Raw genomic sequence first — 26030 nt, 5'->3', positions numbered from 1 at the left:
GGCTTCGCATACTCAGCCGCCCCTGACAGAACTCAAATCCCGTTCAAAAAAGCTTTTACGATTAATAATCCAGAAAATGAATTAATTTTGAATGAAAGAAAAATACCAGACAGAGTTTAGATTACACTCCCGAATTTAGTGCCCTCCGAAATAAAATCAATCCTGAACAGTAAACCCATTACTTCTGATTTTTTCGAATTGTAACTCTTCAAACGGTTTTCCCGCTCTGTTTTTCTCCGGATAGCCGATGGTTACAATACTCAGTACCCTGAAATGTTCGGGGATACGAAGCAGGTTCTGAATGTACTTTTCTGAGGAAACTGTTTCGGAGTATTGCCGGTTTCGTATTTGTATCCAGCAACTCCCCAATGCGAGCGATTGTGCAGTTAGCTGAAGCAGTATGGATGCGATGGAACAGTCTTCAATCCAAACATCGTTTTTGTTTTCGTCCGCACAAATAACAACTGCCAGAGGTGCCGAACGCAACGGTGTTGCGCCATGCGGCTTGCAATCTTTTAGCTCTTCCAGTATTTCGGCATCATCCACAAAAATAAATTCCCAGGGATTTATGTTTTTTGACGAAGGGGAACGCAGCAGCGCTTCTTTTAATGTTTCGAGTTTTTCCTGTTCAATAGGTTGCTTTGTGTATTTTCTGATGCTGCGGCGATTTCTGAGAATTTCAATCATGGCTTTCGTTTCTTCTGATGCAAAACTAACCAACTTTCTCGTGACTGTAAAACATAGCAGTTGATTGCCTGAACGTTTGCTGTTTTTTTTATCTTCGGAAAATCGATTAAACCCATTGAAAATGAAAAACCAGTACCTGTTTCTGTTTATCGCAGTTGTTGCAATTACCTCCTGCCAAAACAACAATTATTATGCTTCGAACGATTTTTCGAACGTTGAAAAAGTTGATGCCCATTATCATATTTATACCGATAAGGAAAGGTCGGTGGAGCAGGCTCAAAACGATAATTTTCGTTTGCTGAACATCAATACATTTTCCGACGGTTGCGAGCGGGTGGTTGAGGCGCATCACCAGATTCGATCGCTGAAACAGGAACACCCCGAGACTACCGGGTTTACCGCAACATTTTGCCTCGATGGCTGGGATGAACCGGGGTGGGTTGAAAACACCATTGCCTGGATTGACCGCTGTGTTGCCGACGGCGCTCTGGCCGTGAAGGTTTGGAAAAACGTGGGGATGGAATTCAGAAATAAAGACAGTGTGTTGATTATGATTGACGACCCGCAGTTTGATCCGGTTTTTCAGCATTTGGCCGAAAAAGGGATTCCGTTGGTAGCGCATTTGGGCGAACCCCGAAACTGTTGGCTTCCGCTTGAAGAAATGACCACAAAAAACGACAGCGGCTATTTTGCACGCAATCCAAAGTATCATATGTTTCTGCATCCAGAATACCCGTCGTACGAAGAGCAGATAGTTGCCCGCGACCGGATGCTGGAGAAGAATCCGGAGCTGGTGTTTGTTGGTTGCCACCTGGCCAGCCTGGAATGGAGCCTGGAAGAAATGGCGCTTTTTCTGGATCGGTTCCCCAATGCATCAATGGACATGGCTGCCCGGATGGGGCATTTGTTTTATCACACGCTGGAGAACCGGGAAACCGTGCGGAATTTTTTCATCAGGTATCAGGATAGGTTGATATACGGAACTGATATTATTGACCGTGGACAGGAGAAAAAAACGTTTCAGGCAAGAATGCACCAAACATGGCTACAAGATTGGGAATACCTGGTAACTGACAATAAAATGACCAGCAGCCTGGTTGACGGTGAATTTCGCGGGCTGAAACTTCCCAAAGAGGTGGTGGATAAAATTTACGCCGGCAACGCAAAAAAGTGGTACGGATTTTAGGTTGCCGGATTCACGCCAACAGGCTGGTTCCGGAAAAGCATCCTACAAATCGATGGGGATTCCGTTGTAAAAATCCAGAATTTTTGCCCGGAAAATATATTCGTACCTGGCCTGCAATAATTCCGATTGTGCGGTGGTCAGGTAATTTTTACTTTGGTTGTACTCCACTGAATTTACCATGCCCACGTTAAACTTTTCTTCGGTGTACCGAAATGCTTCTTCGGTTGATTTAACTGCTTTTTCGCTTGAAACATATTTGTTAAGTGCGGCCAGTGCATTGGTGTAGGCCTGTTCAATATCTTTTCGCAGAACGTTTCGTGCCGTTTGCAGTCTGTATTCGTAATCTGCAATTTGCAGCTTTGCGTTTGAAATACCGTTTTTAACCTGAAACCGGTTGAAAATAGGGATGTTCAGATTCAGCCCGAATCCATACCTGCTGTTGCTTCTTAATTGTTTCGAGAATGAAAGCTGCTCGTATTCGCTGTTCATAATGTTGTAGTACTGGTTGTTGTAATTTGCACCAACACTCAGGGTGGGGTAGCTATTTCCTTTGGCAATGTCTAGCTGCCGTTTTGCGCTTTCAACCCGCAGTTGGGCTGCTTTAATTTCCGGCCTTACATTAATGGCATTTGTAAAAACGTCGAACGAATTTGCCATGGTCACATTGGCCTTAATCTCTGGGAGTATTGGTTTTGCAACGGTAAAACTTTTTTCCACGGGCAGCTCCAGCAACTGAAAAAGGTTGAGGTAAGCAAGCTGAACCCGGTTTTGGTCGTTAACAATTTGCAGCTCCTCGCGCGCCAGTTGAGCTTCAATTTCCAGTAAAGAGCCTTTTGCGAGGCTACCGGCATCAACCAGTTTTTTTGTCCGGTCGATTTGCTGCCGGGTTACTTCAACCTGCGATTGGGAAATGAGCGCCAACTCTTCGGCAAAAAGTATTTCCAGGTAAGAAGCGGCGATGTTTAGAACCAAATCGTCCTGTGCTTTTTGCATATCCTGAATGGCAGCCTGTAAATTGAGTTCGCTTTGTTTTACCGAGTTCTGAAGTGTAAACCCGTTAAACAGCGTGAGGTTTGACTGAACATAGCCGTTGAGTTGTGTGGAGTTTACATTTTCGTACACATTGTCGTTGTTCAGCGAGCGCCCGAAACTGTAGCTGTTTGAGGCTCCTGCATTCAGGTTGGGCAACCTGTCGGATTTTGCCTGATTAACCTGGTTCTCGTTATATTGGGTATTCAGCTTTTGCTGTTTAATCTGGATGTTGTTCTCCAGTGCATAATTCACACATTCCTGCAACGACCACGTATTCTGAGCTGTTAACACGGTTGCCGAAAACACGCAGAATATTCCGGTTGCAAATGCTATTAGTTTTTTCATTTTCATCTTGTTTTATTTCAGGCTAAATTAATAAACAAACGTTTCAGACTATCCCTGGCTTGTTTTTTCTTCGTTCACTTTTTTCGGATCGATTTTTTCGCCTTTTACTTTATCTTCTTTATTCAATCCTGTTGTCACCTCTATGTTTATTCCGTCTGACAGGCCGGTCTGAACAAAACGTTTTTCGAACTGCTGTTCAGTCTGGGTCTGCACCTCAACATACGACGAGTCGTTTTCAAATTTCAGCAGCCCCTCGGGAATAACCAGCACGCTGTCTTTCCGGTCCAGCACAATGTTGGCATTTGCACTGTATCCCGCGCGGATAAATTGGTCGTCGAGCAACTGAACGCTGGCTTTTATTTCAAACTGAATGGCGCCGTTTTCTTCTACCCCTTTCGGCGAAATGTACTCCAGCATAGCCTGGAATTTTTCTTTTTCGATGGCTCCTATTTCCAGTTCAATAGGCATTCCGGCTTTTATTTTACCCACTTCGGTTTCGTCCACTTTCCCTTCAAAAATCATATCGTTCATGTTGGCCACGGTGGCAATGGTTGTCCCGTCGTTAAACGTGTTCGACTGGATAACCGAGTTCCCAACTTTTACCGGCACGTCCAGCACGGTTCCGGTTATGGTTGAACGCACAAGCGTATTAGTAGTGGTTTTCGCCTTTTTTGTTACACCGTTTTTAATCAATTCCAGATTATTTTCTGCGGCGGCCAGTTCTTCTTTTGCCGAATCGTAAGCTACTTTGGCATTTTTATACTCTTCGTACGAAATTACATTTTTGTCGAACAGGCCTTGCTGGCGCTCAAAGTCGTTTTGCGCATCTTCAAAATTTATTTTTGCGCGGTTCAGCCTGGTTTCGGCTGTGTTGAGCGTAACCATGTCTGGAATTATTTTTATGCGGGCCACTATCTGGTCTTTTTCCACTTTGTCGCCGGCTTCCACAAAAAGCTCGTCAATAATGCCGGATACCTGTGGTTTGATATCAATTTCGAATCGGGGAACAACCGAGCCGGTCGCTACTGTTTTCTTGACAACATCGCTTACGAACGGATTCTGAGTTTCAAAAACATCCGGTTTCTTTTTGGATTTATTGTAAAGAAAATAAAACGTTCCGCCGAATGCGCCTATCAAAATTACAATTCCGATAATTCTGAATACTTTCTTCATGACTTTTCTGTTTTTGTTTATTTTGTTTTCAGTTTATTTTTCTTCTCTCAAAGCATCAATGGGTTTTATTCTTATGGCTCGCCGGGCCGGAATCATTCCCGCAAAAATTCCTGCAAAAATGAGTACCGAAAGTGCGGAGACGGCCATTTTGAAGCTGATTTCCGGATGCCGGAAAAACATCTCTTCGGTGCTGGAATCGAGTACCATGCTTACCAGTTCGAGCAACCCAACCCCCAGTGCAAGTCCGATGTACCCGGCCAGGATTGTGAGGAACACACTTTCCATAACAATGTGCAGCATCACTTTGCCCGGGGTGGCGCCAATTGCCCGCTGAATGCCAATTTCCTGGGTGCGTTCTTTTATGATTACCATCATAATATTACTGACGCCAATGATGCCGGCCAGTAAGGTGCCAATGCCAACAATCCAGGTCAGAATCTGGATTCCGTTAAACAGTGAATTGAATTTTTTCCACTCGGTTTCGATGTTGAATGAACCGATGGCCTGCAGGTCGTCTGGCGCAATATGATGGCGGCTTTTTAGCAGTTCTTTCAGCCTGGTTTCTACCTTGCTGACAGGCACTCCGGGTTTTGAGGTTACCGAGAAAAAATGAACCACATCGCCCATGTTGTAGGTGCGCTGCATGGTACTGAACGGAATCATGATGGCTTCGTTTTTTTGTCCGCCGCCAATGTTAATACGGGTTTCGGGGTTCACAACGCCAACCACCTGAAAGTAGACTCCGTTAATTTTCAGGTATTCACCAATGGGATTTTCGCCTTTGTCGAACATTACTTCGGCTACACGCTCGCCAATAATGCACACTTTTCGGTTTTGCCTAATGTCAATTTCGTTGAGCAGCCTTCCTTTTACCGGAGTCCACGGGTCAATTTTAAAGTAATCCGGATAATCGCCGTAAATGTTAAAAGCCCCTGTTTTTATTCCTCTGATGGTGTTGTCTCCGCCCCTCGAACTCGGTCCGAAAAGCCTTGGCGAAAGGTATTCCACATCGTTGAGGTTGGTCCGGATGTATTGAATATCTGCATTTTTGTAATCCCATCTTCTTCCGCGCTGAAATCCTTCGTACGGTTTGCTGGTTCGCTCTGTCCAGAAAAAGGCCGAGTTGGTGGCGAATGCTTTAATGCCTTCCATAACGCCGTTTTCGAGTGCGCGGCCTGCCCCTGACATAATAATGAGCATGAATATTCCCCAGAACACCCCGAACGCCGTCATAAAACTGCGCATCCGGTTTTTTTTCAGCGCGTCTATTATTTCTTTCCAAAGGTCTAAATCAAACATTTGAGTGTAATGTTTCGTGTTAATCGTAAATGTCGTTCTGCATTTTTCTCGTTTCAGTCATGCTATTCATCGCGAAGCGCAACAATCGGTTTAATACGTGCTGCCCTTTTTGCGGGGATGTACCCGGCAACGGCGCCGGCAAAAACCAGCAGCATGGTAGCTGTTGCCGCAATATTCAAATCTACCGTAGGATTTCGGAATATGGTTTCGCCGTTTCCTGAGTTTGCTGCTGCTGCCGCTGCATATTGCTGCTCAACAAAAAAGTTCACGCCTTCCATCAGTCCTGTGCCCAAAACCAGCCCAACGTACCCGGCAATGGTGGTTATCAGAATCGATTCCAGCAAAATAAGCCCGACCACAGATGCGGGGCTGGCGCCAATTGCTTTTCTGATGCCAATTTCTTTGGTGCGTTCTTTTACCACAATCAGCATGATGTTGCTCACACCAACTATTCCTGCAATGAGGGTCCCTGCGCCAATTATCCAGATAAATATTTTTATGGCTTCGAAAATGCGCATGGTTTGTAAATAGTTTTCGAGCTTGTTGTACGAGCCCAGCGCGGCGCGGTCGGTTTCATCGAATTTATGTTTGCGGGCCAGGGCAGCGCGCACCCGGTCTTCAATGGCTTTGCTTTCTTCTATGGAGTTGGCATTGATTGTGAGTGCGAAGTTGTGCAGCCGGTTGGCGCCGTTAAATACTTTTTGCCCCGTGGTTACCGGGATGTAGGCGTTCCGGTGGCGGGTGCCGCCTCCTTCCAGGCAGATTCCCACAACTTTAAAGGGAACGTTATTGATTCGGACATACTCGCCAATGGCTTCTTTGTTTTTGAAAAGGGCATCGTAAATGTCTTTTCCCAGAACCACTGATTTTCGCGTTTCAAGAATATCAATTTCATTGATAAAACGTCCTTTTTCAATTTCGATGGATTCCACCTTTTTCAACTCCGGGTGGCACGTAACTGCTGTGTATTCGCCCGACTCATTTCCGTAAGCAAAACGGTTGCCCGAAATGTAATACCTGCCGGAAGTAAATTCAACGCCTTCGAGGTGTTTAATCAGCTCGTAGTCGGCATTGGTGAACCTGATTTGGCGGTTCTCTTTCATTCCCTGGTAAGGCATGCTGGTGCGCCCGCTCCACAACCACATGGCATTTACGGCATCGCGCATAAAGTTTTCTGCTACACCGTTGCTCAGCCCGTTTCCTGCCCCGAGCAGAATCATTAGCATAAAAATTCCCCAGGCCACAGAAAAACCGGTGAGGAAGGTGCGCATTTTGTTTTTTTTGATGGTGGCAAATATCTCCTGCCATTTATCGATGTCGAACATGTAAGTTTAAGTTGGATGTTTAACGTGTTACTATGAAATCAGTGAGCATGACAACGGTTCTTTCATGAAAAGAAATGCTGTTTTCAGGCAATTTCCAGTTCTTTGTTGTACTGGTGTTTCCATTCTTTCAGTTCGCCGTTTTTAATAATTTCGGCAATCACGCCATCTTTTAACCGGATGATTTTCTGGGTCATTGCGGCAATGTCGTGTTCGTGCGTTACAATTACCACCGTAATTCCATCGTTGTTAATTTTTGTGAGGATGTCCATTACTTCGTACGAAGTGCTGGTGTCGAGTGCCCCGGTGGGTTCGTCGGCTACAATAATTTTAGGCCGGGTAATCAGCGATCGTGCAATGGCAACACGTTGTTTTTGCCCTCCCGACAATTCATTGGGCATGTGGTGCGCCCACGGAAGCAGTCCCAGTTTTTCGAGGTACTCAAGTGCAATTTTGTTCCGCTTTTTCCGGTTAACTCCCTGGTAGTACAACGGAAGCGCCACGTTTTCCATGGCGTTTTTAAAGGAGATGAGGTTGAACGATTGGAAAACAAATCCCAGCAGTTCGTTACGCAGCCGGGCAGCCTGCTTTTCCGACATGTCTTTTATGAGGGTGCCGTTCAGATGGTAGGAGCCTTCGTCGTAATTGTCGAGAATTCCCAGAATGTTCAGCAGGGTAGATTTGCCCGATCCCGAAGAACCCATAATTGAAACAAACTCACCCTGCTCAATTTCCAAATCAATCCCTTTTAGTACATGCAATGAGTTACTTCCATTTCCGTAAGACTTGTGTACATTGTTTAAACGAATCATAGTTTTCTGTTTTCATTGTCAGTATAAAAATCTCTGTTTTCTGTTTAAGTCTTTTATTTTTTTCGACCAACAACCAATTTTTTATGGTGAAAGCCAATTTTGTTTTGAATTTTGGGCGCTGACAACCAACTATTCTTTTTTTGCATTTAAGGTAAGACGACTGATTAAACCGGTTAGTTACACCGTCTGATAAAAAAGGTGAAGAGTAAATGCTGAATTTTATTCAAAATTTAGATTTATTTTTGCCGAATGGGATTCAAATCAATTACATTGAGATTACCCACCGGGTATTCAGAACAGCAGCTTCGGCACCGGATAGGCAAAATGTTGCGCATCCGGAATTTTTCGTTTCAGGTTGAACATAAAAGTCTGGATGCCCGGCAAAAACCGAAGGTCTCCTGGCAGTTGAGGGTAGGGGTGAGCTCTTCTGAAATCAGGGAAGGGGAGCCCAGAGAAGTAAAGGAACTTGAAATTCCGTTTAAAAAACGCCGGTTCCCGGTGGTGGTTGTGGGCAGTGGTCCTGCCGGTTTTTTTGCTGCATTGGTTTTGCAGCAGGCCGGATTTAGCGTAACGCTCATCGAGCGCGGCTCAGAAGTGAAAACCCGCAGTCGTGCTGTTTCCCATTTTGAACGCACCGGGTTTTTCGATGCAAAAAACAACTATGCTTTTGGCGAAGGCGGCGCCGGAACATTTTCCGATGGCAAGCTGACCTCCCGCTCCAAACATATTTCGCAGGAGAAGCAGTTTATTATTCAGAATTATATAAAAGCCGGCGCTCCGGAGGAGATTGCTTACCTGTCGCATCCGCACCTGGGAACAGATAACCTGCGAAAAATTGTGAAAAACCTGCGGTTGCATTTTGAAGATTTGGGTGGCCGGGTAATGTTTGAAACCATGCTGGAAGACATTGTGGTAAAAAAATCAAAGGTTACAGAAGTAGTGACTTCACAAGGAGTTTTGCCATCTGGAGCACTTTTTATTGCTCCCGGGCATTCGGCTTACGAAACGTACCGGATGCTAATTCGGCGGGGTGTTCCGTTCCGTACAAAAAATTTTGCAATTGGCAGCCGCATGGAACACCGGCAGGAAATAATTAACCTGGCCCAATGGGGACACGAAAATCTCCCCGGTCTGAAAGCGGCTGAGTATCGTCTTACTTCGCCGGCAGACGGCAATCATCCGGTTTTTTCGTTTTGTATGTGTCCGGGCGGAACAGTGGTGCCCGCCGCCGCTTACCCCGAAACCAATATTGTTAACGGAATGAGTTACTACAGCCGCAACGGACAGTTTGCCAACGCCGCGTGTGTTGCCGGTATTCACCCCGATGAACTGGCCGGAAAAACGGTTTCTCCGCTGGAGGCGCTGGAGCGGGTAGAACAGTTGGAAACAGCTTTTTACCGTCATACCGGGAATTACCGCGCGCCGGCCTGCAGCATCGAAGGTTTTTTGCAGGCACAGAACCGGTATTTTGCTTTCGACAGCAGCTATCCGCTGGGAGTTGTGGCGGCGCCATTGTGGGAGCTTTTGCCTGCTCCGGTGGTAAAATCAATGCAGGCCGGCCTGACCGATTTTGTCCGGAAAATGAAGGGCTTTGAAACGGGTAACTTGTTGGGGCTTGAAAGCAAAACGTCGTCGCCGGTGCAGGTGTTACGCCAGCCAAACGGAAAAAGCGAGGGGTTTGAAAACCTCTATGTTGTGGGTGAGGGAAGCGGCTACTCCGGAGGAATTATTTCCAGCGCGGCCGACGGAATTAAAGCAGCAATGGGGTTTGTGCTTGGGCAGTAGTTTTTTTTAATTCAGGAGAGCTGTATTCTGAGATTGTTCCTTCAAGATGCAGATAATAAGCTTGATAAGAGTTAAAAAAGCAAAGGTCTGTGTTGATATAAATTTGTATAACTATCCGAATAATTTCATTCCCTTTGGGATTTGTTGATTGCTTTGAGATAAGTATAAAAGCATAGCTTGATTCTTTTTTAGCTTAACAGAGAGAGAAGAAAGTTTTCCCAAAAAATGAGATAAATTGTGTCCCCATCGAAAAACAAAAGCAGAATCAAAAGGTACAATTTCACCAATAGTTATGTCTTTTTTTTGTTCATTCTCGCTCGTATTAAAAAGAAGAAAAGCATAGTCTCCATTAGGCAAATGGCGAAGTGCGTTTTTTATTTCTGCAGGGTGTTCCCAATTTAGGTGGGTTGTTGGTAGAAACTTACTCCCAGGCTGTAAAAAACGAAACAGTGATTGCATATTATCATTTACAAGATGAACACGATCGGAAGTTACTATGCAGTTTGAAGTCATTCCATTCCATAAAGCGAGGGATACTTTTTCGTCTGTATTCATAACCTCAATAGATGGAGAAAATCCGGTTACATCTTGCGCGCTAAGATGTTTTGTTTCATTATAATCACGTAAAAATACGGTATCCGGATCATTCAAAAATAGTGTGCCATTCATATATTGACAGGCTACTGTTTCGGGTATTAGGTTACTTATAGCACCAGGCATGCCAGTTACATCATTTGAATAGCGCATTCCATTTGCATAACCAACCATCTGCTCGTAGGGTGCAATGCACCCTAACCAATAACTTTCGTTACCTATTTCTTCCCGAATCATTTTCATGACGTCAATAAAGTATTGAGCTGATGTCTTTCCTGTTTTGTAACGCTTTACGGAAGTCGAGTCATTTAACCCCCAATCAAGGAAGTCCGTTTTAAAATATGAAAAGCCATAAGAACGTAATTTTCGAAACACATGTCTCAAATGGTTAAAGGCGTCGGGATGACTGGTATCAAGAATATAGTCATCGACTCCCCTGAATGTTCCGGCTCTGATTAATTCTCCATCTGTGTTTCTCAATAACCAATCCTGATGGTTTTTGAATACCTCGCTTGTTTTCATAACCATAAATGGCCCAATCCATATACCTGCGTTGTACCCGTTGTCAGTAATAATTTTTGCGGCGTATTCTAACCCATCGGGAAAATTTCGGTTAGAGGTGACCCAGTCTCCATGAACGGAGTACCCATCATCTATTTGAATCATCTCAAGTGGAATTGATGGTGTTAGTGTTTTTAGTCCTTCGATTGTTTCTTTTAGGATTAGTTGGTTGAAATTATGTTCAAATTCATACCATGAGCACCATCCATAAACAGTTTTTTTGTCTCTTTTTATTCCATTTGCCTGCCCTATTTCTTTTGCCAGTTTGCGAAAAGTCGGATATGCTGTTTCCCCCATAAAGAAATTAACAGTTGGAAGAGCTAATTCGCTAGAGCCTAAAGGTATGTTCTCAGTTGCAAATCCAATTTCGAATAAATTGATGTTGTAATCTAGATGTCTGTCTATTAGCCCTTTCCTATAGTTTTTGTTGTGGTGAGTGCTTCGACAAACATATTTGTCAAAATGAAAGGGAGCCACTGCTATAGTCTCTCCGTCAGGGGCAATAAAGCCCGTAGAGAGATATGAGTCGATACTCCATGATTCATTATTGTGTGGATATTCTCTTTTTTGAGGAGGCATACTATACTGAAATACGCCACTTGGCCCGCCAAAACCATTGCCTTGTTTAAAGTATCTATTGGCTCCAATTATTGTGCTCCCACTCATTGGCAGAAACCAGTGAGGGGCAGTATTAAATCCCTCTAATGAAGAATCAAGAGTAAGTCTGTCTCGTTTCTTGTTTAGTATCAATATTATTTTTCCTTTTGTAAGAGTATAAATAATGCGTCCCCCATTTGAGTCGGGCTCCACATCAATTTTAATTGGCCGAACTGGCTTGCCGTTAAAAGAGGGAAAGCTGTCTTTCAGGCTGATTTTTGAGGAGATGAGATCGAAAGAACCATTTTTGTGCAGTTTCCAGCTACCGGTAACCGGTACAAATGGGGTTTTCGCTTGTTCAATCAAAATAATTTCAGGTAAAAGTATAGCTTGTGTTGTTGCTAAAGAGCATGATTGAATGAATTTTCTTCGTTTCATCTGTATGAAGTTTTTCGATCGCTTAATGTTTATAAAATAAATATATTCAGTAGTTTGAGTGAATTGTAATCATTTTTTTTTTGTGAATTTTGAATGAAGAAAATTCATATTCGCTTCATATTTTCTAATCTGTCATTTTCAATGGTTCGTATGCTCCATACCAAGGAGATGGCGTGTACTTCCATTTATCATCGTTTTTTGGGCGAGGAATGTTGACAGGAACAAAGTCAAAAAAGGAACTGTTTCTATATTTGGGAGTTCCGATTTTATTTTCTGCAGGAATATACTCAATAACTTTAGCATCAAATTGTCCAATACGAACCTCCTTGTTTTTTGTCCCGGAAACCAGGTTGTTCTTTACAATTATATTTTGTTTCTCCAATGCTTCAGGTAATTCATTCTTTTTAAATCCAAATCCTATCTCGTAATCAAATCCTTTATCACAAATGTTGTTATAAATATATACATCCCTGCAATTTGTAGACAGGATATCAATGCTTCCCACATTTCCACTAAACCATCCTTCGGATCCACATTTATATAAAGTATTATTGTAAATATGGATGTCAGAGCGTAACCTGTTTTCACCCCATAGCCCGAACAAAATTCCAGCTCCCTTCATGTTGTAAACTAGGTTGTTGTGAATTCGTATATTCCTTGCTTCTGAATTTTTGCCCTCTACACTTATCGCAAAACCCCACGCTGAAGAATGAGCTATATTATTTCGAAATTCAATATCTTCCAGCAGGCCAAACCAGGCATCAGCGTAATATGCCTGACGAGGTACATCATGTACCAGGTTATTGCATATTAATCCGTGAGATGAAACCTCTTTGCAATCTATTCCTTCTTTATAACAATGGTGTACATGATTGTTGCTGATTATAAAATGCCGTGCTCCGCATATAGATATTGCTTCATGAGGAGCTTCATGTCCTCGTCTTGTTTCAGGCAAACAAAAATCGATGTCGTTAGCACGCGTTATTTCACATGACGTTACTATAACTGAATCTGCATACCAGACAGAAATTCCTGAATTAAAACTTCGGTTTACACTACATCCCTCAATTTTTATATTTCGGGTATTCCTTTTTTCTTCAGGCGCAGCTTCAGGAAGGTTGGAAGAATATCCTACAAGTATTCCAACAGAATAGGAGTTTCTGAAGTGAAGTTCTTTTACATGAATGAATTCTTTAGCCGTAATTTGAAATAGACCCGCGGACTGTGATGTGAAAAGTTTTTCGTTGGCATAGGTGATAAATTGTCCGTCGAAAATTACTTTTTCACCCGGCATGCTGCGAAATGTTATCCAAGCGCCGGCTTTTCCTGAGTTTTGCGGAATAATTTGTTTGTCGATGTAATATTCCCCCCCAAATACCGTAACTGTATCTCCTGCTTGTGCAACAATGCAGGCTTGATGAATGCTTCCAAAAGGATTTGTATAGGTTCCTAGGGCATCATCCAGTCCATAATGAGCAACAAAATATTCTTTTCCGTTTGTTAATAAGTTGGATGCCATGAGAATAAGATAAAGAAGAAAGCGTGTAGTTTTCATTTTCTATAATTTGTTTTTAATATAAGATTAGCTAATTTCTGTAATTCTCTATTCGTTATTTAAGATGACTCGAAAGAAATGCCAGCATCTCAATTACAGAACGTTCGTAGTAGTGTTGTAAATTATGCTCTGTATCTGGAAGAATTACGATACGCTGGTCAATTTTTTCTGAGGTCAGTATTTCAGAAAAGTCAGAGAATGCTTCAGGTCCATCTTTGTCTCCATTCACCAAATAGAATCCAAAGTTGGATTTTTTCCATGTAGGAATTGCATTTTCAATGGCAAGTTGCAAATGAGGAGCATCAAGTTTTAACTCTCCTCCCAAACTACCCGCAGCGCAAAAGAGGTCTGGGTATTTAATTGATAAATATACAGCGCCTTCTCCACCCATGGAAAACCCTGCCAATAACCTGGAATCGGCTTTTGGTGAAGTTCTGTAGTTTTTATCTACCAGAGGGATCAGCTCGTTAACAATCATATTTTCTACTGCTCCACGGTAATAACTTTCCCCTCCATTAGGAAAAACACAAATTGCCGGAGGAAAAATGTGCTCCTTTATTGCTTTTGACAGCCATCTGGAAAATTCTCCGGCGTCAGCAGCTTCAGTTCCTCCAACTCCGTGGAGAAAATATATAACAGGATAATGGCGAGTCGATTTTTCATAATTTTCCGGTGTCCATATTACATAGCCAACATCGGTGTTCAGAGCTTTGCTTGGGAAAATGTGATGACTTAAGCCCGGGGCCGTGCCTATCTCTGGATCTACCCATTTGGTTTTGGGCGAATTGTTTTTATCAAATTCTTCTGTAGACGACGAGACGAAGGATTTTTCCTGTATCTCATGTTTCTGGATTTTGCTTCTAAACTCTTTGGGAACTTCCGTAATCTCTTTTATTTTAATATATTCGACAAACTGCTCTCCTCCTTCACTCTGAATTTTTATTGCACCCTTGGTAAGTGGAATTAATTCGTTATTTTCTGTTCTGTATCTTGAATGATAGAGAACATTTACGACTACGCCATTCACTGCATGAATTATTGTATCTCCTATACAAACTAAGTCTAATTCATTCCACTCTCCACATGGGTTATCAGCAATAGGATTGGCAACACATATCTGCATGTCGGGTATCGACTCACCAAATGTTTTGGTAGTTCCGTCTTTATCAAAAATAAACATCGAGTCTTTCAAGCTTGGAACAACAGGACTAATTATGGGGATGATGTCTGTAATACTACCTGGTAGCTTTGTCGTTATTTTACAAGGAATGTTCCCATATCCTCCAAAACTCCAATAACTTCCAATGTCTCCATCATGGATATTAAATTCATGAGGAGATTTTTCTTTTTCTGTATTTGAATTTTTTACATGATAAAAGATTCCTCCGTCACGAGGGCGATCTCCTAGCCACTGCCATTTCTTTCCGAATTTGAATTTATATTTCAAATGATAATCACCATATTCTTTTTTGGTCGTAATGAAACCCAGTAACTCTCCTGATATATGCAAAACTTTTTTCCCGTCATGCATTTGATAATTGAAAGTACTTGATTCCGGGTCTTCAGATAAATAGACTTTCGGAAGTAACCATTCCGGCGGATTTCTCATCTCTGACTCCTCTGACCCTTTCTGTTCGGGAATTAAGACAAAGACATTCCAATTCGAAAAGTCTCTATAATTCAGGAGGTCAACCCAGTTTGTGTCCTCCTTTTTGCAAGAGAGAGAAAGGCTAATTAAAAGCAAAAGAAAAGAACTGAACTTTTTCATATCGATTAAGTTAAAATTATTTTACGCGGATGTTTTTTGCAAACTCCGAATGCAATTTGAAGCTTTTTAATGATGTGATTTTTTCTCCGTAAACTTTAAGATTTTCTATAGTTACACCATCTATAGCATGGCGCTCGTCGTAGCCAATGAATAGTGAAAAAGGGTAATTCCCTTCTAATAATTGAATGTTTTTAAACGTTATATTTTCAATGCGCCCTCTATATTGGGAGTGTAAGGCTTTTTTGCCTTCCGGAACTTTTAGTTCATTGTCCCAGATATCATGGGTTATATTTTCGTTTAAGTAAGTTTCATCAGACGATCCATCGGTGCAAAATTTCGATCTGAAGATGCCCAGATCTATAAATTTATGGCGTGCGTCTTCCACGCGAATATTTTCATAAAGAACATTTTTTACAGTTGCTTTGTCTGAATTATGTATGCTAAAAACGGCTCCTGCTTCAACGTGTATAATATCGCAATCGGAAAAAGTAATATTTCGAACTTCGGCAGCATGTAGCTCAAATCCTATTTCGAGAGCGTTTCCCCACGCAGCGTTCCAGAAAATGCATTGCTCTATCTTAACGTTATCAACAATAACATCTTCAGGATAATCGAGGTGTGCTTTTATGGCGACACAATCATCTTTTACGCGAATGAAACAATCCTTGACATGTACATTTCGGCTACGGACAATATCAATTCCGTCGTCACTTGGGTTATCACTGACTAGCTTTAACCCTGAGATAGTGACATTCTCACAATTGATGGGTACAACCTGCCAGGTAGTACTGTTATTTAGGATCAGTCCTTTGATTGAAATATTTTTAGAGTCGATAAATTCAATAAAACGCTGATACTGGCCTGCCGACTCATCCCCATTATCTACGGAAAAAATGGCAGCCGTCTGTTTCTGGCTCAACCGGTTATTAAGACTGCCATCCATTATACCATGGCCGGATACCTTTATATTTTCAACCCCCGTAGCTGAAATAGCGCCTATTACATAAGCGCCTCCTTCAATGTAAATTTGTTGTCCTGATTCAGGATGTATTATTCCGGGACGATGCACCTTCCCTGCTTCAAAAAAGAGAACATTCGGGTCGTTTTTGGATGGTTTTGCTTCTTTCGGATTAGCAAAAATAAAAAGGGGATGACTTAATTTCCCGTTTATCTCTACACTATAATTACCGGGTTTAGTTATATTGAAACAGATTTTATCATTTTGGATCACCGGCTTTATTCCAGCGCTTAAAGGACGAACATCAACCCATTTTACTGTTCTTTTGCTTTCAATTTCAACCGAAACTTCGTTTTCCATTCCAAAAGCGACAAAAGAACTAGGGACAGGATTGTCCAGAACAAAGTTAGATATGCCATTTACTTTTACTGAGTATTGTTTTGATGGCTCTATCTCGTTTGAGTACCTGTAAACTTGTACAGATGCAAAAAGCAATCGAGGGAAGAGTATGAGTAAAAATATGTTTTTTATCATCGTTATTTTTTAATAGTGATAATTGTTTGCTTTTTCCATACAGGAAATTGTATTTAATACTCTCTTTATTCGTGTGTTAAGGCTGTGAGAGAAGAATGTTTCTCTGTTGAGTTTTTTATTAAGAGCAGTTCCTAGTCGCTTGATTTCAGGAGTATTATCAATATTTGCTGCCTTGTTATCTGAAATGTTGCGACGGGAATAGGTTCTGCTGTTGAATATTTTATTTGTTATAATGGGGAGCCTCCGGACTGAAGTGTTATAATAGAATTTTCGGGAAGAATAAAATAGTTTTTAGCGCCGGACTTAATAGTTTCAATTAAGCTACATTTTTCTGGAAGCAATTCACTTGTGCGATACATTTCAAATTCATCCGGCAAATTGTTCCCTTCAATTGAAATCGACTTGGTTTCTCCAGCATTTATAATTACAATTGTGCTTGTCCGTTTATCTGTATGCTTGAATGAGGTGACAAACACTTCTTTTTCGTCTGAGGGCACTGTCGCTTCTGTTCTGATAGCTCCTGGTCTTATATAGCGGTAGTAGTGTTTGGATACAAAATATTTTTTCCCTGGCGTAGTTCCACTCATTAAATTATATTCTCCAATCCCATCTTTTTGACTTCCTTGCCACCAAATCCAGGCAGCAACGTTTCCATAGTTAAGAGCGGTCATAATATCGAGTCCTAAATTGAAAGCTCCGGGTTTGCCATCTTTTATCTCCCATGATTCCGTATAGCCGGAAGTTTCACTCATCCAGGTTTTCTTATTCAGAGGTTTAGCAAAATGTTCGGTGTGATTGTTCCACATTTTTACAAGCTCCGAGCCAGAGGTTGGCAGTATACCATCATTGTAGCCATGCACTGCAAGTATGTCTAAATTCGATGCTGCTTCATTGTTTTCCAGAATACCGGAATGGTAAAACCAGGGCCAGTTTTCATCTTTCCCTTCGGTTAGTAACATATTTTCTGACCCGAAAATTTTTGTGTCAGGAAAAATAGTTTTAACCTTGGGGACAACATTGATAAGTAGATCATTATACCAAGAAACTGTATATTGACAAGAGTTGAACGATTGTGAAAAAGCAGGTTCATTCTGCAGACTGAGCGCATATATGTCTATCCCCTCATTTTTGTATAGCTGAATATTGTTATTAAGCCAATCGGCATATTCGGTGTATTTGTGTGGGCTAAGGGTTCCCCCGTTTTTTGTGGTAACGTTTGAATCTTCCCATCTTGTAGCTTCTGTATCTCCGGCCCAAGCATGTTGTATTGCCCATTTAAAGTCAGAAGGCGGGCTCCATACTGTTGCCACAAATTTAAGAGGTACACCGTGCTGGTCTGCTTTTTTCTTTAGTCCGCGTACCGTAGGTAATTGTTTATTCCAGTCTGCATCTTGTTGTGCATGCCCTGTTTCCGGAGGATATATTTCGTTTCTCCAAATTGTTATGCCTAGATCCGTAATTACCTTTTCTCCCCAGGCATCATTCCACATGTTGGTGTCATCTCCCCACCAAACGTCATAAGCGCCAAAAAAACCAAACCCGTCTATAATCTGGAAGGTTTTATTGAAATTAATATGAATAGTTATCTCTTTATATTTTTTTTCAGGAATAGAATCGTCTGGCAATGAAGGCTCACTTTTAGTGCATTGTAAAAAGACTCCAGAAATAATTGCCAAAAGGTATATTTTTCTAGCTATTTGTTTCATTCTTTCGTGATTTTTATGGTTTGATACGGGAAAGTTAAAGCATCGTCTTTTCCAAAGGACGGCTTTGTTATTCGTTATGTTTTACTAATGGGTTGCTTTATAGTGAAATATGGGTGATTGCTGTTTTGTTTGTGCATTATTAAAACATGCTCTAATTTGAGAGTATTTGTATTTTTCAATAATTAAATTAATACCAAAACCTTATTTTAAGATTTTGGTATTAATTTGAAAAGTGCTTTTATTCATAGCCTGGGTTATTTCCTGCTGCTGCCATCAACGGATTGGTATTCATTTCTCCTTGTGGTATTGGAAATAACAAGTGTTTTGGTATTTCAAGTTCAAAGTTTTTCTCATCATAGTTATACCCAAAATCCTTTGCTGTCCATGTCGATAAATCAATAAAACCGGCAGCATGCCAGCTACGCAGGTCTGTCCATCGAATTCCTTCCTCTGCAGCCAATTCCAGGAAACGTTCATCCATAATGTTTTGCATTGAAACAGAGGTCAAGTCTGCGGGATATGTAGAAGTGCTGCCGTCGGTTGTTGAGCGACGCGCCCGTTCTCGAATATCATTTATCTCGCGAAGCGCTTCACCCTGGGCTCCTGTTTGTAAGTATGCTTCGGCGGCTAATAGTTTTATGTCTGCATACCGTATTAACCGCGTATTGTTAGTTGAAGATATTCCCCATCCTTTTTCAAACCAGCAACGTCCAGGAGTAACGTATTTCATTAACTGCTGGTTGTCGAACTTATTCCAAGGGTCTGCCGGTACAGTAACATCTCCGTATACATTTGTGGTATAATTTGCGAATGTATACTCTTTGCGAGGGTCTTCTTCTTCAAAAGCATTCATTAATTTTTGAGTGGGACCGTAAATCCCAGACATATAGTTTCCCCAATGACTGGTGTTGTAGTGGTACATAGCTCCCATTTGTCCTGCGCCTCCGCCAAAGTTGTTGTCCAGCCACGCGTTATCCTCTTCTGTTGCATGACTTGCTTGGAATTCAAACAAAGACTCGGCATTGTTTTCATATTGGAAATCAAAGTTGTCAGCAAAATGTACTAGCTCTCGTGTGTTAATTTTTTCAAAAGCAGAGATTGCTTTTTGGTAGTCGTCTGGGCTAGCGTTGTTGTACCTTGCGCGAAGCGTGTAGCATTTTACCAATAGCCCATACGCGCTTTCATTAAAGGCGCGTCCACGTTCTGTACTTGACGGCCAGTAATTTTCTTCTGGTAAAAGGGTTGCCGCAAGTTCTAGGTCTTCAATTGCTTTATCCAGCATTTGAAAGCCCTCTGAAGGAGGTAAGATCGCTTCCGATATTGTACGAATACGTTTGTCTTGGAGAGGAGCTTTTCGAAAGAAGTCCCACAAACGATAGAAGCACCACGAACGGAGGAATAATATTTCGCCCTGGTTTATCTCAAATAGTCCGGCTGTTTCGTACGCCTTTTTTACCTCTTCTTCTTCTATTTTTTCCAATATAAAATTACACCGGTATATCATTTGATATAATCGAGTCCACAAAGTGTTTACTTGTCCGTTAGAACTGTTTAATCCAGAAAAAGCTTCTGTAGCAGCTCTTCCTGCATCTTGGTGTGTAATGTCGTCTCCTGGTAGAAGCAGAATCTCATGTATTCCTCCACCGTCACCAAGTAAGGGGCCATACATATTTGCCATTGCAGCATAACAAGCGCCAATCCCTTCCTGAATGCGAATTTCTGTTTCAAAATATTCATTTTCCAGTTCTGCTGTGGGTTTGATATCCAGCTCCGACGAGCAGGAAAATATTCCTAAAACGCCCATTATTATGAGTATACCTATGCTTATGGATTTATAGAATTTCATATGTTTATGTTTTTAATATAAATATTGTTAAAACTTGGCGGATAATCCCATGTATACTGTTTGGGGTGCCGGGTATGAATCGTTTTCAGGGTCAAGACCGGTATAAGGTGTTAATGTAAAAAGGTTAGATGCTCCTGCAAAAATTCTTAGGTTGCGCGCATATTTTTTATTTGAACCAACCATTAATTGTGAGAGTGCATAGCCAACCTGTATATTCTGGAGGCGAAGATATGCTCCACTTTCATAGAAGAAGTTTGAACTTCTTAAATTTCCTGCCGGATCTCCAAATATAAGACGAGGATATTCATTTTGTTTGTTGTCGGTTGTCCATGCTTGATAAACTATTGTTGTGACATTGTCCCCTTCGGTCGGCATAAATGTCAATGCCTTTACCCTGTTGTATTTAACAACGTCTCCTACCCCGGAAAACTGTAAGCTGAAATCAAGCCGTTTGTAATCTGCATTAAAATTAATTCCATAAAAATAACCAGGAATGGATTTTCCTATATTTACCATATCATAAGAATCAATTTTTCCGTCTGCTCCTTCCGAGTAAAAGTCTCCTTCTTCTTTTGGTGCTCCCCTTAAATCTTCAAAATAAAAATCTCCTGCACCTACCTTACCTGATATGTAGTTGACGTCTTCGTATTTTTGCATCCATTCCTGCGCCTCTTCATTTGTTTGGAAGATACCCGCTACCTTATAGGCCTTGTGATAAAACATTGAATAACCTTCCTCAACTGTTCCTCCTGAAGTAGGAATATGTTTATAAGTCTCTAAGACTTTGTTGGCAGTGGTAGTCAAGTTAGCTCCGATGGAATAATTCAATTGTCCTATTTTTCCCTGCCAATCTGCAGTAATTTCAACGCCTTGATTTTGTACTTTTGCAACATTGGCAACGGGGGTTTCTACTACTCCTACGCTGGAAGGAATATCTATTGATTGTAATATGCCGTGAGTCTCTTTGTAATAGTATTCAGCAGAGAGAGTCAAATTGTTGAAAATCTGAGAATCAAACCCAATATTGAATGTTTCTGTTTTTTCCCAGGTTAACTCTCTGTTGGGAATTCCAAATATTGTTGCTCCCTCATGATAGGACCCGGATGATGGTCGATCATTTTGAGTCGCATTTCCCATGGCGTAATGAGGTGCTTTAGAAATTGCTGATAAATACGCCATGTCGCGTACTTCTTGATTCCCTAATTGTCCCCAACCTGCTCTTAGTTTAAAATCATCTAACCATGTAACCTGCTCCATGAAAGACTCGTTTTTCAGTCGCCAGGCAGCAGATAAAGAAGGGAATGTGCCCCATCGGTTTTCTGGAGCAAAACGTGCGCTGCCATCTCGTCGAACCGTTACATCGAGGTAGTATTTATACGCATAATTGTATCCCACTCTAAATAAGTAACCTTGTAATGCCCAGCGCATTTGTTCGCTTTGAACACTCGTGTAATTTCTCTCTCCTCCCAAATTGCGTAAATAGTCCTTTTTTGTGGTCATGTATTCAGTACTGGCACTTCTGTATTTTGCGTCGTACTTTTGGTTGGAAAAATTGAATAAGAAATCTATATTGTGAGCTCCGAATTGATTCGCATAATTTGCCATGAGCTCCTGCACCATATTATTATTATACGTGTCTCTTTCTCCGTATGAACCAACAGATTTGCCTCCTCCTAATGCTCGGGAATCTCCTGAGGTATAATCAAAGCCGTTTGCATCGTAATCCCGAAATGAATACCGGGTCGTTGTATATCTGTCAAGACTTATAGTTCCTTTTATTTTTAATCCTGACAAGGGCGTTAACTCAAGGTAAATACTTCCCATGTTTCTCCATGAATCATACTTCGTATCGTTGGTGTTGCTTCTCCCTACTTCATTAATGCGAGTGCCCGCCCCATAAAGTTTTTGATTGGCATATGAGCCATCTGGTTGAATTCCGCCAACGGCGTATGCATAACCGTTATAACCGGGAATTCCATCTGCCGAATAAATAGGTTGCCATGGCGCGCTTCGAACTAAATCCAAATAATTGTCAGGAGCTGCTTTCCCTAACGCATTAACTAAACGATAATTGACGCCAGTACTGATCCATTGGCTTATTTTTGTATTGATTTTTACAGCGCCTGAATACCTTTCTAGATTGTTTACCAATATAGTCCCTTCGGTGTCGCTGTATCCTAATGAAACATAGTAGTCAACATTGTCAGTTCCGCCTGATACCTTGATGGAATAATCTTTTGTAAGCGCGTTTTTGTTTTTTACTGCATTTCCCCAATTATAGGTAGGCGAATTTCCGAGATAAAGAGGACTGGAAGAATCAAAACGCCCCACATTGTCTTCACTTGGGTTTCTTTCCGGGTCGGAAGCGAAGACTCCTTGGACGAACTTTGTGTATTCTGGTGTAGATAACCACTCCAGGTCCTGTGTAATGTTTTGTATTCCAAATCGAGTAGTAAAATCTACGGTGGGTTTATTTTGTCTTCCCTTCTTTGTAGTAATAAGAACAACACCATTGGCTGCGCGTACACCGTAAATTGCAGCCGCTGAAGCGTCTTTTAGTACAGAAATTGATTCAATGTCGCTTGGATCTATCATGCTCATTATATTGAGAGGTCCACGTACGTCTTGTATCCGAGCATGTTCTCCTTCAATTCCTGCCCCCATTTCTGTTATTGGAATACCGTCCACAACATACAGCGGTGAAGAAACACCCCAGGTATTTGTACCGCGAATACGTATTGTCGGGCGATGCATCGGGTTTCCGGATGTCCCAGCAACCTGCACTCCACTCATTGTTCCCTGCATAGCGTTCTCCGCACTCATCGAGATTGTTTTGCTTATTTTCTCTTCTCCTACATTTGAAATTGCAGAAGTAACATCTCTTTTAGAGCGTCCGCCGTAACCAATAACAACAATTTCGTCGAGCGACTGATCCAAGGAAATGAGTTTAACCTGAATGTTTTGTCGCTCACCAACTTCAATCTCCTGTATTTCGTAGCCAATAAATTGAACCACGATATATGCAATTCTTTCTGTTGGTATTGACAGTGTGAATTTTCCGTCAATATCAGTTGCTGTCCCAATTGTGGTGCCTTTAATTACTACGCTGGCTCCGGGTAATGGTATGCCGTTTTCGTCGGTAACACGCCCTATTAGTGTTTTTTCTCTCGCTTGATTTTCAGTCGCTTTCGATTTTTCCTTCTGAACTGGCGGAAGAATAACAATTTGACGATCATAGATTTTGAAGGAATTGTTGGTGTCCAGAAATAGCTTCTCGAGAATGTAGTCAATACTCTTCCCTTTAATTTTAATATCAACCTTCCTATCAAGGTTTAAATAGGCTTTGTTATAGAATAGAACAAATTCACTGTTTTGTTCTATTTGTTCAAAAACTTCTCTGACTGTGACATTTTCAAGGTCTAAATTAAATTTAACCTGCTGTGAATAAGTGCTTGCAGAGACTCCCAGTAGACCGAAAAAAAAGAAAGTAATAAGTAACTTCACCTTTTTCCATTTTTTTAAGACGCCGTCAAATAGTCGACGCCTGTTAATACATTTTTTTTTCATAGATTTGAAATGTGTTAAAACGTTAATGTTAAATTGGCGTTTAGATTAAACCGAAGAGTGTTCCCGCATTCTTCGGTTATTTCTTTTAATTTATTTTCTCATTCTTAAATAGTTAAATTTATCGTAGATGTATACGCGGTTACCATCAATTGTGTATGTAACTGGGGCTACGTCCTGAATTACATCCAAAACATCCGGTAGCGAATCTTTCAAGTCGAGCTTTCCGGCCATTTGGTCATTAATATCAATACTTCGTTCTGTTATAAACTCTACGTTGTAGTATCTCGAAAGTCGCTTGAAAATATTTAGAATACTTTCTGATTTACAGTGTAGTAGACCATCCTTCCAGAAGGTGTAATAATCCAGGTCAACGTTGTTTACGACTGTTGTGTTGCTGTTTTTTCTGTTGTATATTGCTTTCTGTCCGGGGGTTAAAACAATTTTATTTGTTCGCAGTTTGAAATACTGTTGTTCTTCGATAATTATGCTTCCTTCTACCAAAACTGTTTCAAGTTCCTCGTCTGAACTATAAGCACTTATGTTGAACTCAGTTCCAAGCACCGTGACAGACACTTCGTTTGTGGCTACTATAAAGGGTTTTTCTTTATTTTTAGTAACATTAAAAAAAGCTTCACCTTCCAGAAAAACACTTCTGTTGTTTGAATCAAATATGGGAGGAAAAATCAGTTTTGATCCGGCATTAAGCCAAACTTTCGTCCCGTCAGATAACTCCAGACTAGCTCTTTGCCCAAATGGAACAACGACCTGATTCATGGTAGTCTGATTCTTTTGTTTTGCGGTCGACTGTTCAATGATACTATCGTTGTTTAATTTGATTTTCTCTCCTGATTTATCAAATTGAAGTTTAGATTCTTTGTCCTTCAGTCGAACCTCTGCACCATCGGCTAATATCAACCTTGCTTCTCCCTGATTTGGCTGTGATACTGTGATTTTACTATACCTCTTGTAATCTTGTTTAAAATAAAAATACGGAATGATTGCTCCAATAGCCAACGTAAGGATAAGTATAGCCGCATAACGGAGAATTTTTTGAATTTGGAGTTTTCGCTTTCGTTGGTGGAGCGTATGGAAGAGCTCTATATTATTCCAGACAGCGTACATCTCTTCTTCTGAAATATCAGCCTGTTTTGATTTGAGAAGTTCTATAATCTTCCGTGCTGTTTCTATTTCTTTCTTTTTATCCGGATTTTCTTGCAGAAAGTTAATCCATGCTAAATGGTTTTTCTTTTTTCTGACCCAAAGAATAAATGCCCGGTCTTGAGTCAGATCTTCAACGGTATATTTAGTATATTTTTTATCCACAGTAAAGGCTTTAATTGGGAATACATCTCCTCGTTTTTTGTGGACACCTTCGGAATATGCTATAAAACATATTTTCGCAAGGAGGTTAAAAAGAGCACGAACCCTGGACCTGTATTTTTGTGAATTATTTGTTTTATGCGGGTTACTGCCCTGTAAACCAGTTTTCTTGCCGAGTCGTTACTGATATTCATTAACTCGCAAATTTCGGAGTAAGACAAGTCACATTCATATTTCAAGAATATTGCTTCTCGCTGCCTTTCGCTTAGTTTTGTAATTGCCTGAAACAAAGCTGTCTCTTTTTTTGTGTTTCCCTCTTTTTGTATGAATTCGTCTTCCACCGAAAAAACAGACTCAAATTGAGGCAGCTTTTTCTTGTTTAAAGATTCTTTGTTTTTTGACGATAGCTCTCTGATTATTCTGTTTTTTACCGATTTTAGTAAGTACAGCTTAATATTATCGGTCTGTCCTAATTTATCTCTTTTTTTTATCAGTTGAAAGAAAACTTCTTGTATGCAATCCTTAACAAAATCAGAGTCATATTTTAGTTTCATTCCATAATTAAACATGGATTGAAAATTTTGAAAATAGATGAAGGATAATGCAGACTTATCCCCCTTTTTTAAGTCTTCCCATAATTTGTAATCTTCTTTTATTATTGGGGAATCTGACTGTTTCATAGTTAAAAACAAGTTCTAATCGGCAGTTTGACGTATATTGGTTCTGAAATTATTACTTAACAACAAAGGTATCAAAATCAAAGAAACCCAGATAAAAATAGAAAAATAAGTGATACGGGCCTGTATTAACTAGATGTAATTATCCAATCTAAAGTGATATGTGATTTGTCTGTTTTGATGCTTTTGAATTTGTTATTTTGATGATTCGAATTCTACTGGCGTTGCCAGAAATCGCTCTCTGATAAGTTGTTGAGAACCTGCCAGT

17 protein-coding genes are annotated in these 26030 nt (G+C 41.0%); 2 read left to right on the top strand and 15 right to left on the bottom strand.

Annotated features, from left to right (window positions below; translation table 11 throughout):
* Positions 1 to 156: 156 nt before the first annotated feature.
* Positions 157 to 687 (bottom strand): nitroreductase family protein, encoded by a 531-nt coding sequence (locus BUB08_RS08690; protein ID WP_073000808.1) that lies wholly within the window; start codon positions 685 to 687, stop codon positions 157 to 159.
* A 121-nt stretch (positions 688 to 808) separates the two neighbouring features.
* On the opposite strand from BUB08_RS08690, the gene BUB08_RS08685 reads away from it, so the two are divergent.
* Positions 809 to 1873: an amidohydrolase family protein gene (locus tag BUB08_RS08685; RefSeq protein WP_073000806.1), complete on the top strand. Its 1065-nt coding sequence runs from the start codon at positions 809 to 811 to the stop codon at positions 1871 to 1873.
* A 42-nt stretch (positions 1874 to 1915) separates the two neighbouring features.
* Here the strand turns inward: BUB08_RS08685 and BUB08_RS08680 are convergent, their stop codons facing one another.
* The 5 genes from BUB08_RS08680 to BUB08_RS08660 form a co-directional block, all read right to left on the bottom strand.
* Entirely contained in the window at positions 1916 to 3250 is a 1335-nt protein-coding gene (locus BUB08_RS08680; RefSeq protein WP_073000907.1) for a TolC family protein, read from the bottom strand.
* 48 nt (positions 3251 to 3298) lie between these two features.
* A complete protein-coding gene (locus tag BUB08_RS08675) occupies positions 3299 to 4423 on the bottom strand; it encodes an efflux RND transporter periplasmic adaptor subunit (protein WP_073000804.1) in 1125 nt (374 codons plus the stop codon).
* A gap of 33 nt (positions 4424 to 4456) precedes the next feature.
* The gene (locus tag BUB08_RS08670; RefSeq protein ID WP_073000802.1) at positions 4457 to 5722 is read right to left on the bottom strand and encodes an ABC transporter permease; all 1266 of its coding nucleotides are present in this window, start codon (positions 5720 to 5722) and stop codon (positions 4457 to 4459) included.
* A 62-nt stretch (positions 5723 to 5784) separates the two neighbouring features.
* Positions 5785 to 7047 (bottom strand): ABC transporter permease, encoded by a 1263-nt coding sequence (locus tag BUB08_RS08665; protein ID WP_073000801.1) that lies wholly within the window; start codon positions 7045 to 7047, stop codon positions 5785 to 5787.
* 83 nt (positions 7048 to 7130) lie between these two features.
* Positions 7131 to 7856, bottom strand: coding sequence for an ABC transporter ATP-binding protein (locus BUB08_RS08660; protein WP_073000799.1), 726 nt, complete (start codon positions 7854 to 7856; stop codon positions 7131 to 7133).
* A gap of 249 nt (positions 7857 to 8105) precedes the next feature.
* Between BUB08_RS08660 and BUB08_RS08655 the strand changes: the two genes are divergently transcribed.
* A complete protein-coding gene (locus tag BUB08_RS08655) occupies positions 8106 to 9641 on the top strand; it encodes an NAD(P)/FAD-dependent oxidoreductase (RefSeq protein WP_073000797.1) in 1536 nt (511 codons plus the stop codon).
* Between the two features lie 111 nt (positions 9642 to 9752).
* Here the strand turns inward: BUB08_RS08655 and BUB08_RS08650 are convergent, their stop codons facing one another.
* The 9 genes from BUB08_RS08650 to BUB08_RS08610 all read right to left on the bottom strand — a co-directional run bounded on the left by BUB08_RS08650 (position 9753) and on the right by BUB08_RS08610 (position 25765).
* A complete protein-coding gene (locus tag BUB08_RS08650; RefSeq protein ID WP_073000795.1) occupies positions 9753 to 11831 on the bottom strand; it encodes a glycoside hydrolase family 36 protein in 2079 nt (692 codons plus the stop codon).
* A gap of 124 nt (positions 11832 to 11955) precedes the next feature.
* The gene (locus BUB08_RS08645; protein WP_083570660.1) at positions 11956 to 13386 is read right to left on the bottom strand and encodes a right-handed parallel beta-helix repeat-containing protein; all 1431 of its coding nucleotides are present in this window, start codon (positions 13384 to 13386) and stop codon (positions 11956 to 11958) included.
* A gap of 55 nt (positions 13387 to 13441) precedes the next feature.
* Complete coding sequence (locus tag BUB08_RS08640) at positions 13442 to 15154, bottom strand: alpha/beta hydrolase-fold protein (protein ID WP_073000791.1); 1713 nt, start codon at positions 15152 to 15154, stop codon at positions 13442 to 13444.
* Positions 15155 to 15170: 16 nt separating this feature from the next.
* On the bottom strand, positions 15171 to 16646 hold the full coding sequence (locus BUB08_RS08635; RefSeq protein WP_083570659.1) for a glycosyl hydrolase family 28 protein: 1476 nt from the start codon (positions 16644 to 16646) through the stop codon (positions 15171 to 15173).
* A 227-nt stretch (positions 16647 to 16873) separates the two neighbouring features.
* Positions 16874 to 18352 (bottom strand): glycoside hydrolase, encoded by a 1479-nt coding sequence (locus BUB08_RS08630; protein WP_139249653.1) that lies wholly within the window; start codon positions 18350 to 18352, stop codon positions 16874 to 16876.
* Between the two features lie 238 nt (positions 18353 to 18590).
* The gene (locus BUB08_RS08625; protein WP_083570658.1) at positions 18591 to 20198 is read right to left on the bottom strand and encodes a RagB/SusD family nutrient uptake outer membrane protein; all 1608 of its coding nucleotides are present in this window, start codon (positions 20196 to 20198) and stop codon (positions 18591 to 18593) included.
* 27 nt (positions 20199 to 20225) lie between these two features.
* Positions 20226 to 23765: a SusC/RagA family TonB-linked outer membrane protein gene (locus tag BUB08_RS08620; protein WP_073000782.1), complete on the bottom strand. Its 3540-nt coding sequence runs from the start codon at positions 23763 to 23765 to the stop codon at positions 20226 to 20228.
* Positions 23766 to 23855: 90 nt separating this feature from the next.
* Complete coding sequence (locus BUB08_RS08615) at positions 23856 to 25088, bottom strand: FecR family protein (RefSeq protein ID WP_073000780.1); 1233 nt, start codon at positions 25086 to 25088, stop codon at positions 23856 to 23858.
* A 59-nt stretch (positions 25089 to 25147) separates the two neighbouring features.
* Positions 25148 to 25765, bottom strand: a complete 618-nt coding sequence (locus BUB08_RS08610) for an RNA polymerase sigma factor (protein WP_073000778.1) — start codon at positions 25763 to 25765, stop codon at positions 25148 to 25150.
* Positions 25766 to 26030 lie beyond the last annotated feature (265 nt).

The sequence above is a fragment of the Mariniphaga anaerophila genome (assembly GCF_900129025.1).
Lineage (GTDB): Bacteria > Bacteroidota > Bacteroidia > Bacteroidales > Prolixibacteraceae > Mariniphaga > Mariniphaga anaerophila.
The sequence above is the reverse complement of the archived record's forward strand: the minus strand, read 5'-3'. Positions and strand labels throughout refer to the sequence as shown.

Excerpts from the sequence above, each read along its gene's own strand:
- BUB08_RS08690 (WP_073000808.1), bottom strand. The coding sequence starts at position 687 with ATGATTGAAATTCTCAGAAATCGCCGCAGCATCAGAAAATACACAAAG.
- BUB08_RS08685 (WP_073000806.1), top strand. The coding sequence starts at position 809 with ATGAAAAACCAGTACCTGTTTCTGTTTATCGCAGTTGTTGCAATTACC.
- BUB08_RS08680 (WP_073000907.1), bottom strand. The coding sequence starts at position 3,250 with ATGAAAAAACTAATAGCATTTGCAACCGGAATATTCTGCGTGTTTTCG.
- BUB08_RS08675 (WP_073000804.1), bottom strand. The coding sequence starts at position 4,423 with ATGAAGAAAGTATTCAGAATTATCGGAATTGTAATTTTGATAGGCGCA.
- BUB08_RS08670 (WP_073000802.1), bottom strand. The coding sequence starts at position 5,722 with ATGTTTGATTTAGACCTTTGGAAAGAAATAATAGACGCGCTGAAAAAA.
- BUB08_RS08665 (WP_073000801.1), bottom strand. The coding sequence starts at position 7,047 with ATGTTCGACATCGATAAATGGCAGGAGATATTTGCCACCATCAAAAAA.
- BUB08_RS08660 (WP_073000799.1), bottom strand. The coding sequence starts at position 7,856 with ATGATTCGTTTAAACAATGTACACAAGTCTTACGGAAATGGAAGTAAC.
- BUB08_RS08655 (WP_073000797.1), top strand. The coding sequence starts at position 8,106 with ATGGGATTCAAATCAATTACATTGAGATTACCCACCGGGTATTCAGAA.
- BUB08_RS08650 (WP_073000795.1), bottom strand. The coding sequence starts at position 11,831 with ATGAAACGAAGAAAATTCATTCAATCATGCTCTTTAGCAACAACACAA.
- BUB08_RS08645 (WP_083570660.1), bottom strand. The coding sequence starts at position 13,386 with ATGAAAACTACACGCTTTCTTCTTTATCTTATTCTCATGGCATCCAAC.
- BUB08_RS08640 (WP_073000791.1), bottom strand. The coding sequence starts at position 15,154 with ATGAAAAAGTTCAGTTCTTTTCTTTTGCTTTTAATTAGCCTTTCTCTC.
- BUB08_RS08635 (WP_083570659.1), bottom strand. The coding sequence starts at position 16,646 with ATGATAAAAAACATATTTTTACTCATACTCTTCCCTCGATTGCTTTTT.
- BUB08_RS08630 (WP_139249653.1), bottom strand. The coding sequence starts at position 18,352 with ATGAAACAAATAGCTAGAAAAATATACCTTTTGGCAATTATTTCTGGA.
- BUB08_RS08625 (WP_083570658.1), bottom strand. The coding sequence starts at position 20,198 with ATGAAATTCTATAAATCCATAAGCATAGGTATACTCATAATAATGGGC.
- BUB08_RS08620 (WP_073000782.1), bottom strand. The coding sequence starts at position 23,765 with ATGAAAAAAAAATGTATTAACAGGCGTCGACTATTTGACGGCGTCTTA.
- BUB08_RS08610 (WP_073000778.1), bottom strand. The coding sequence starts at position 25,765 with ATGAAACAGTCAGATTCCCCAATAATAAAAGAAGATTACAAATTATGG.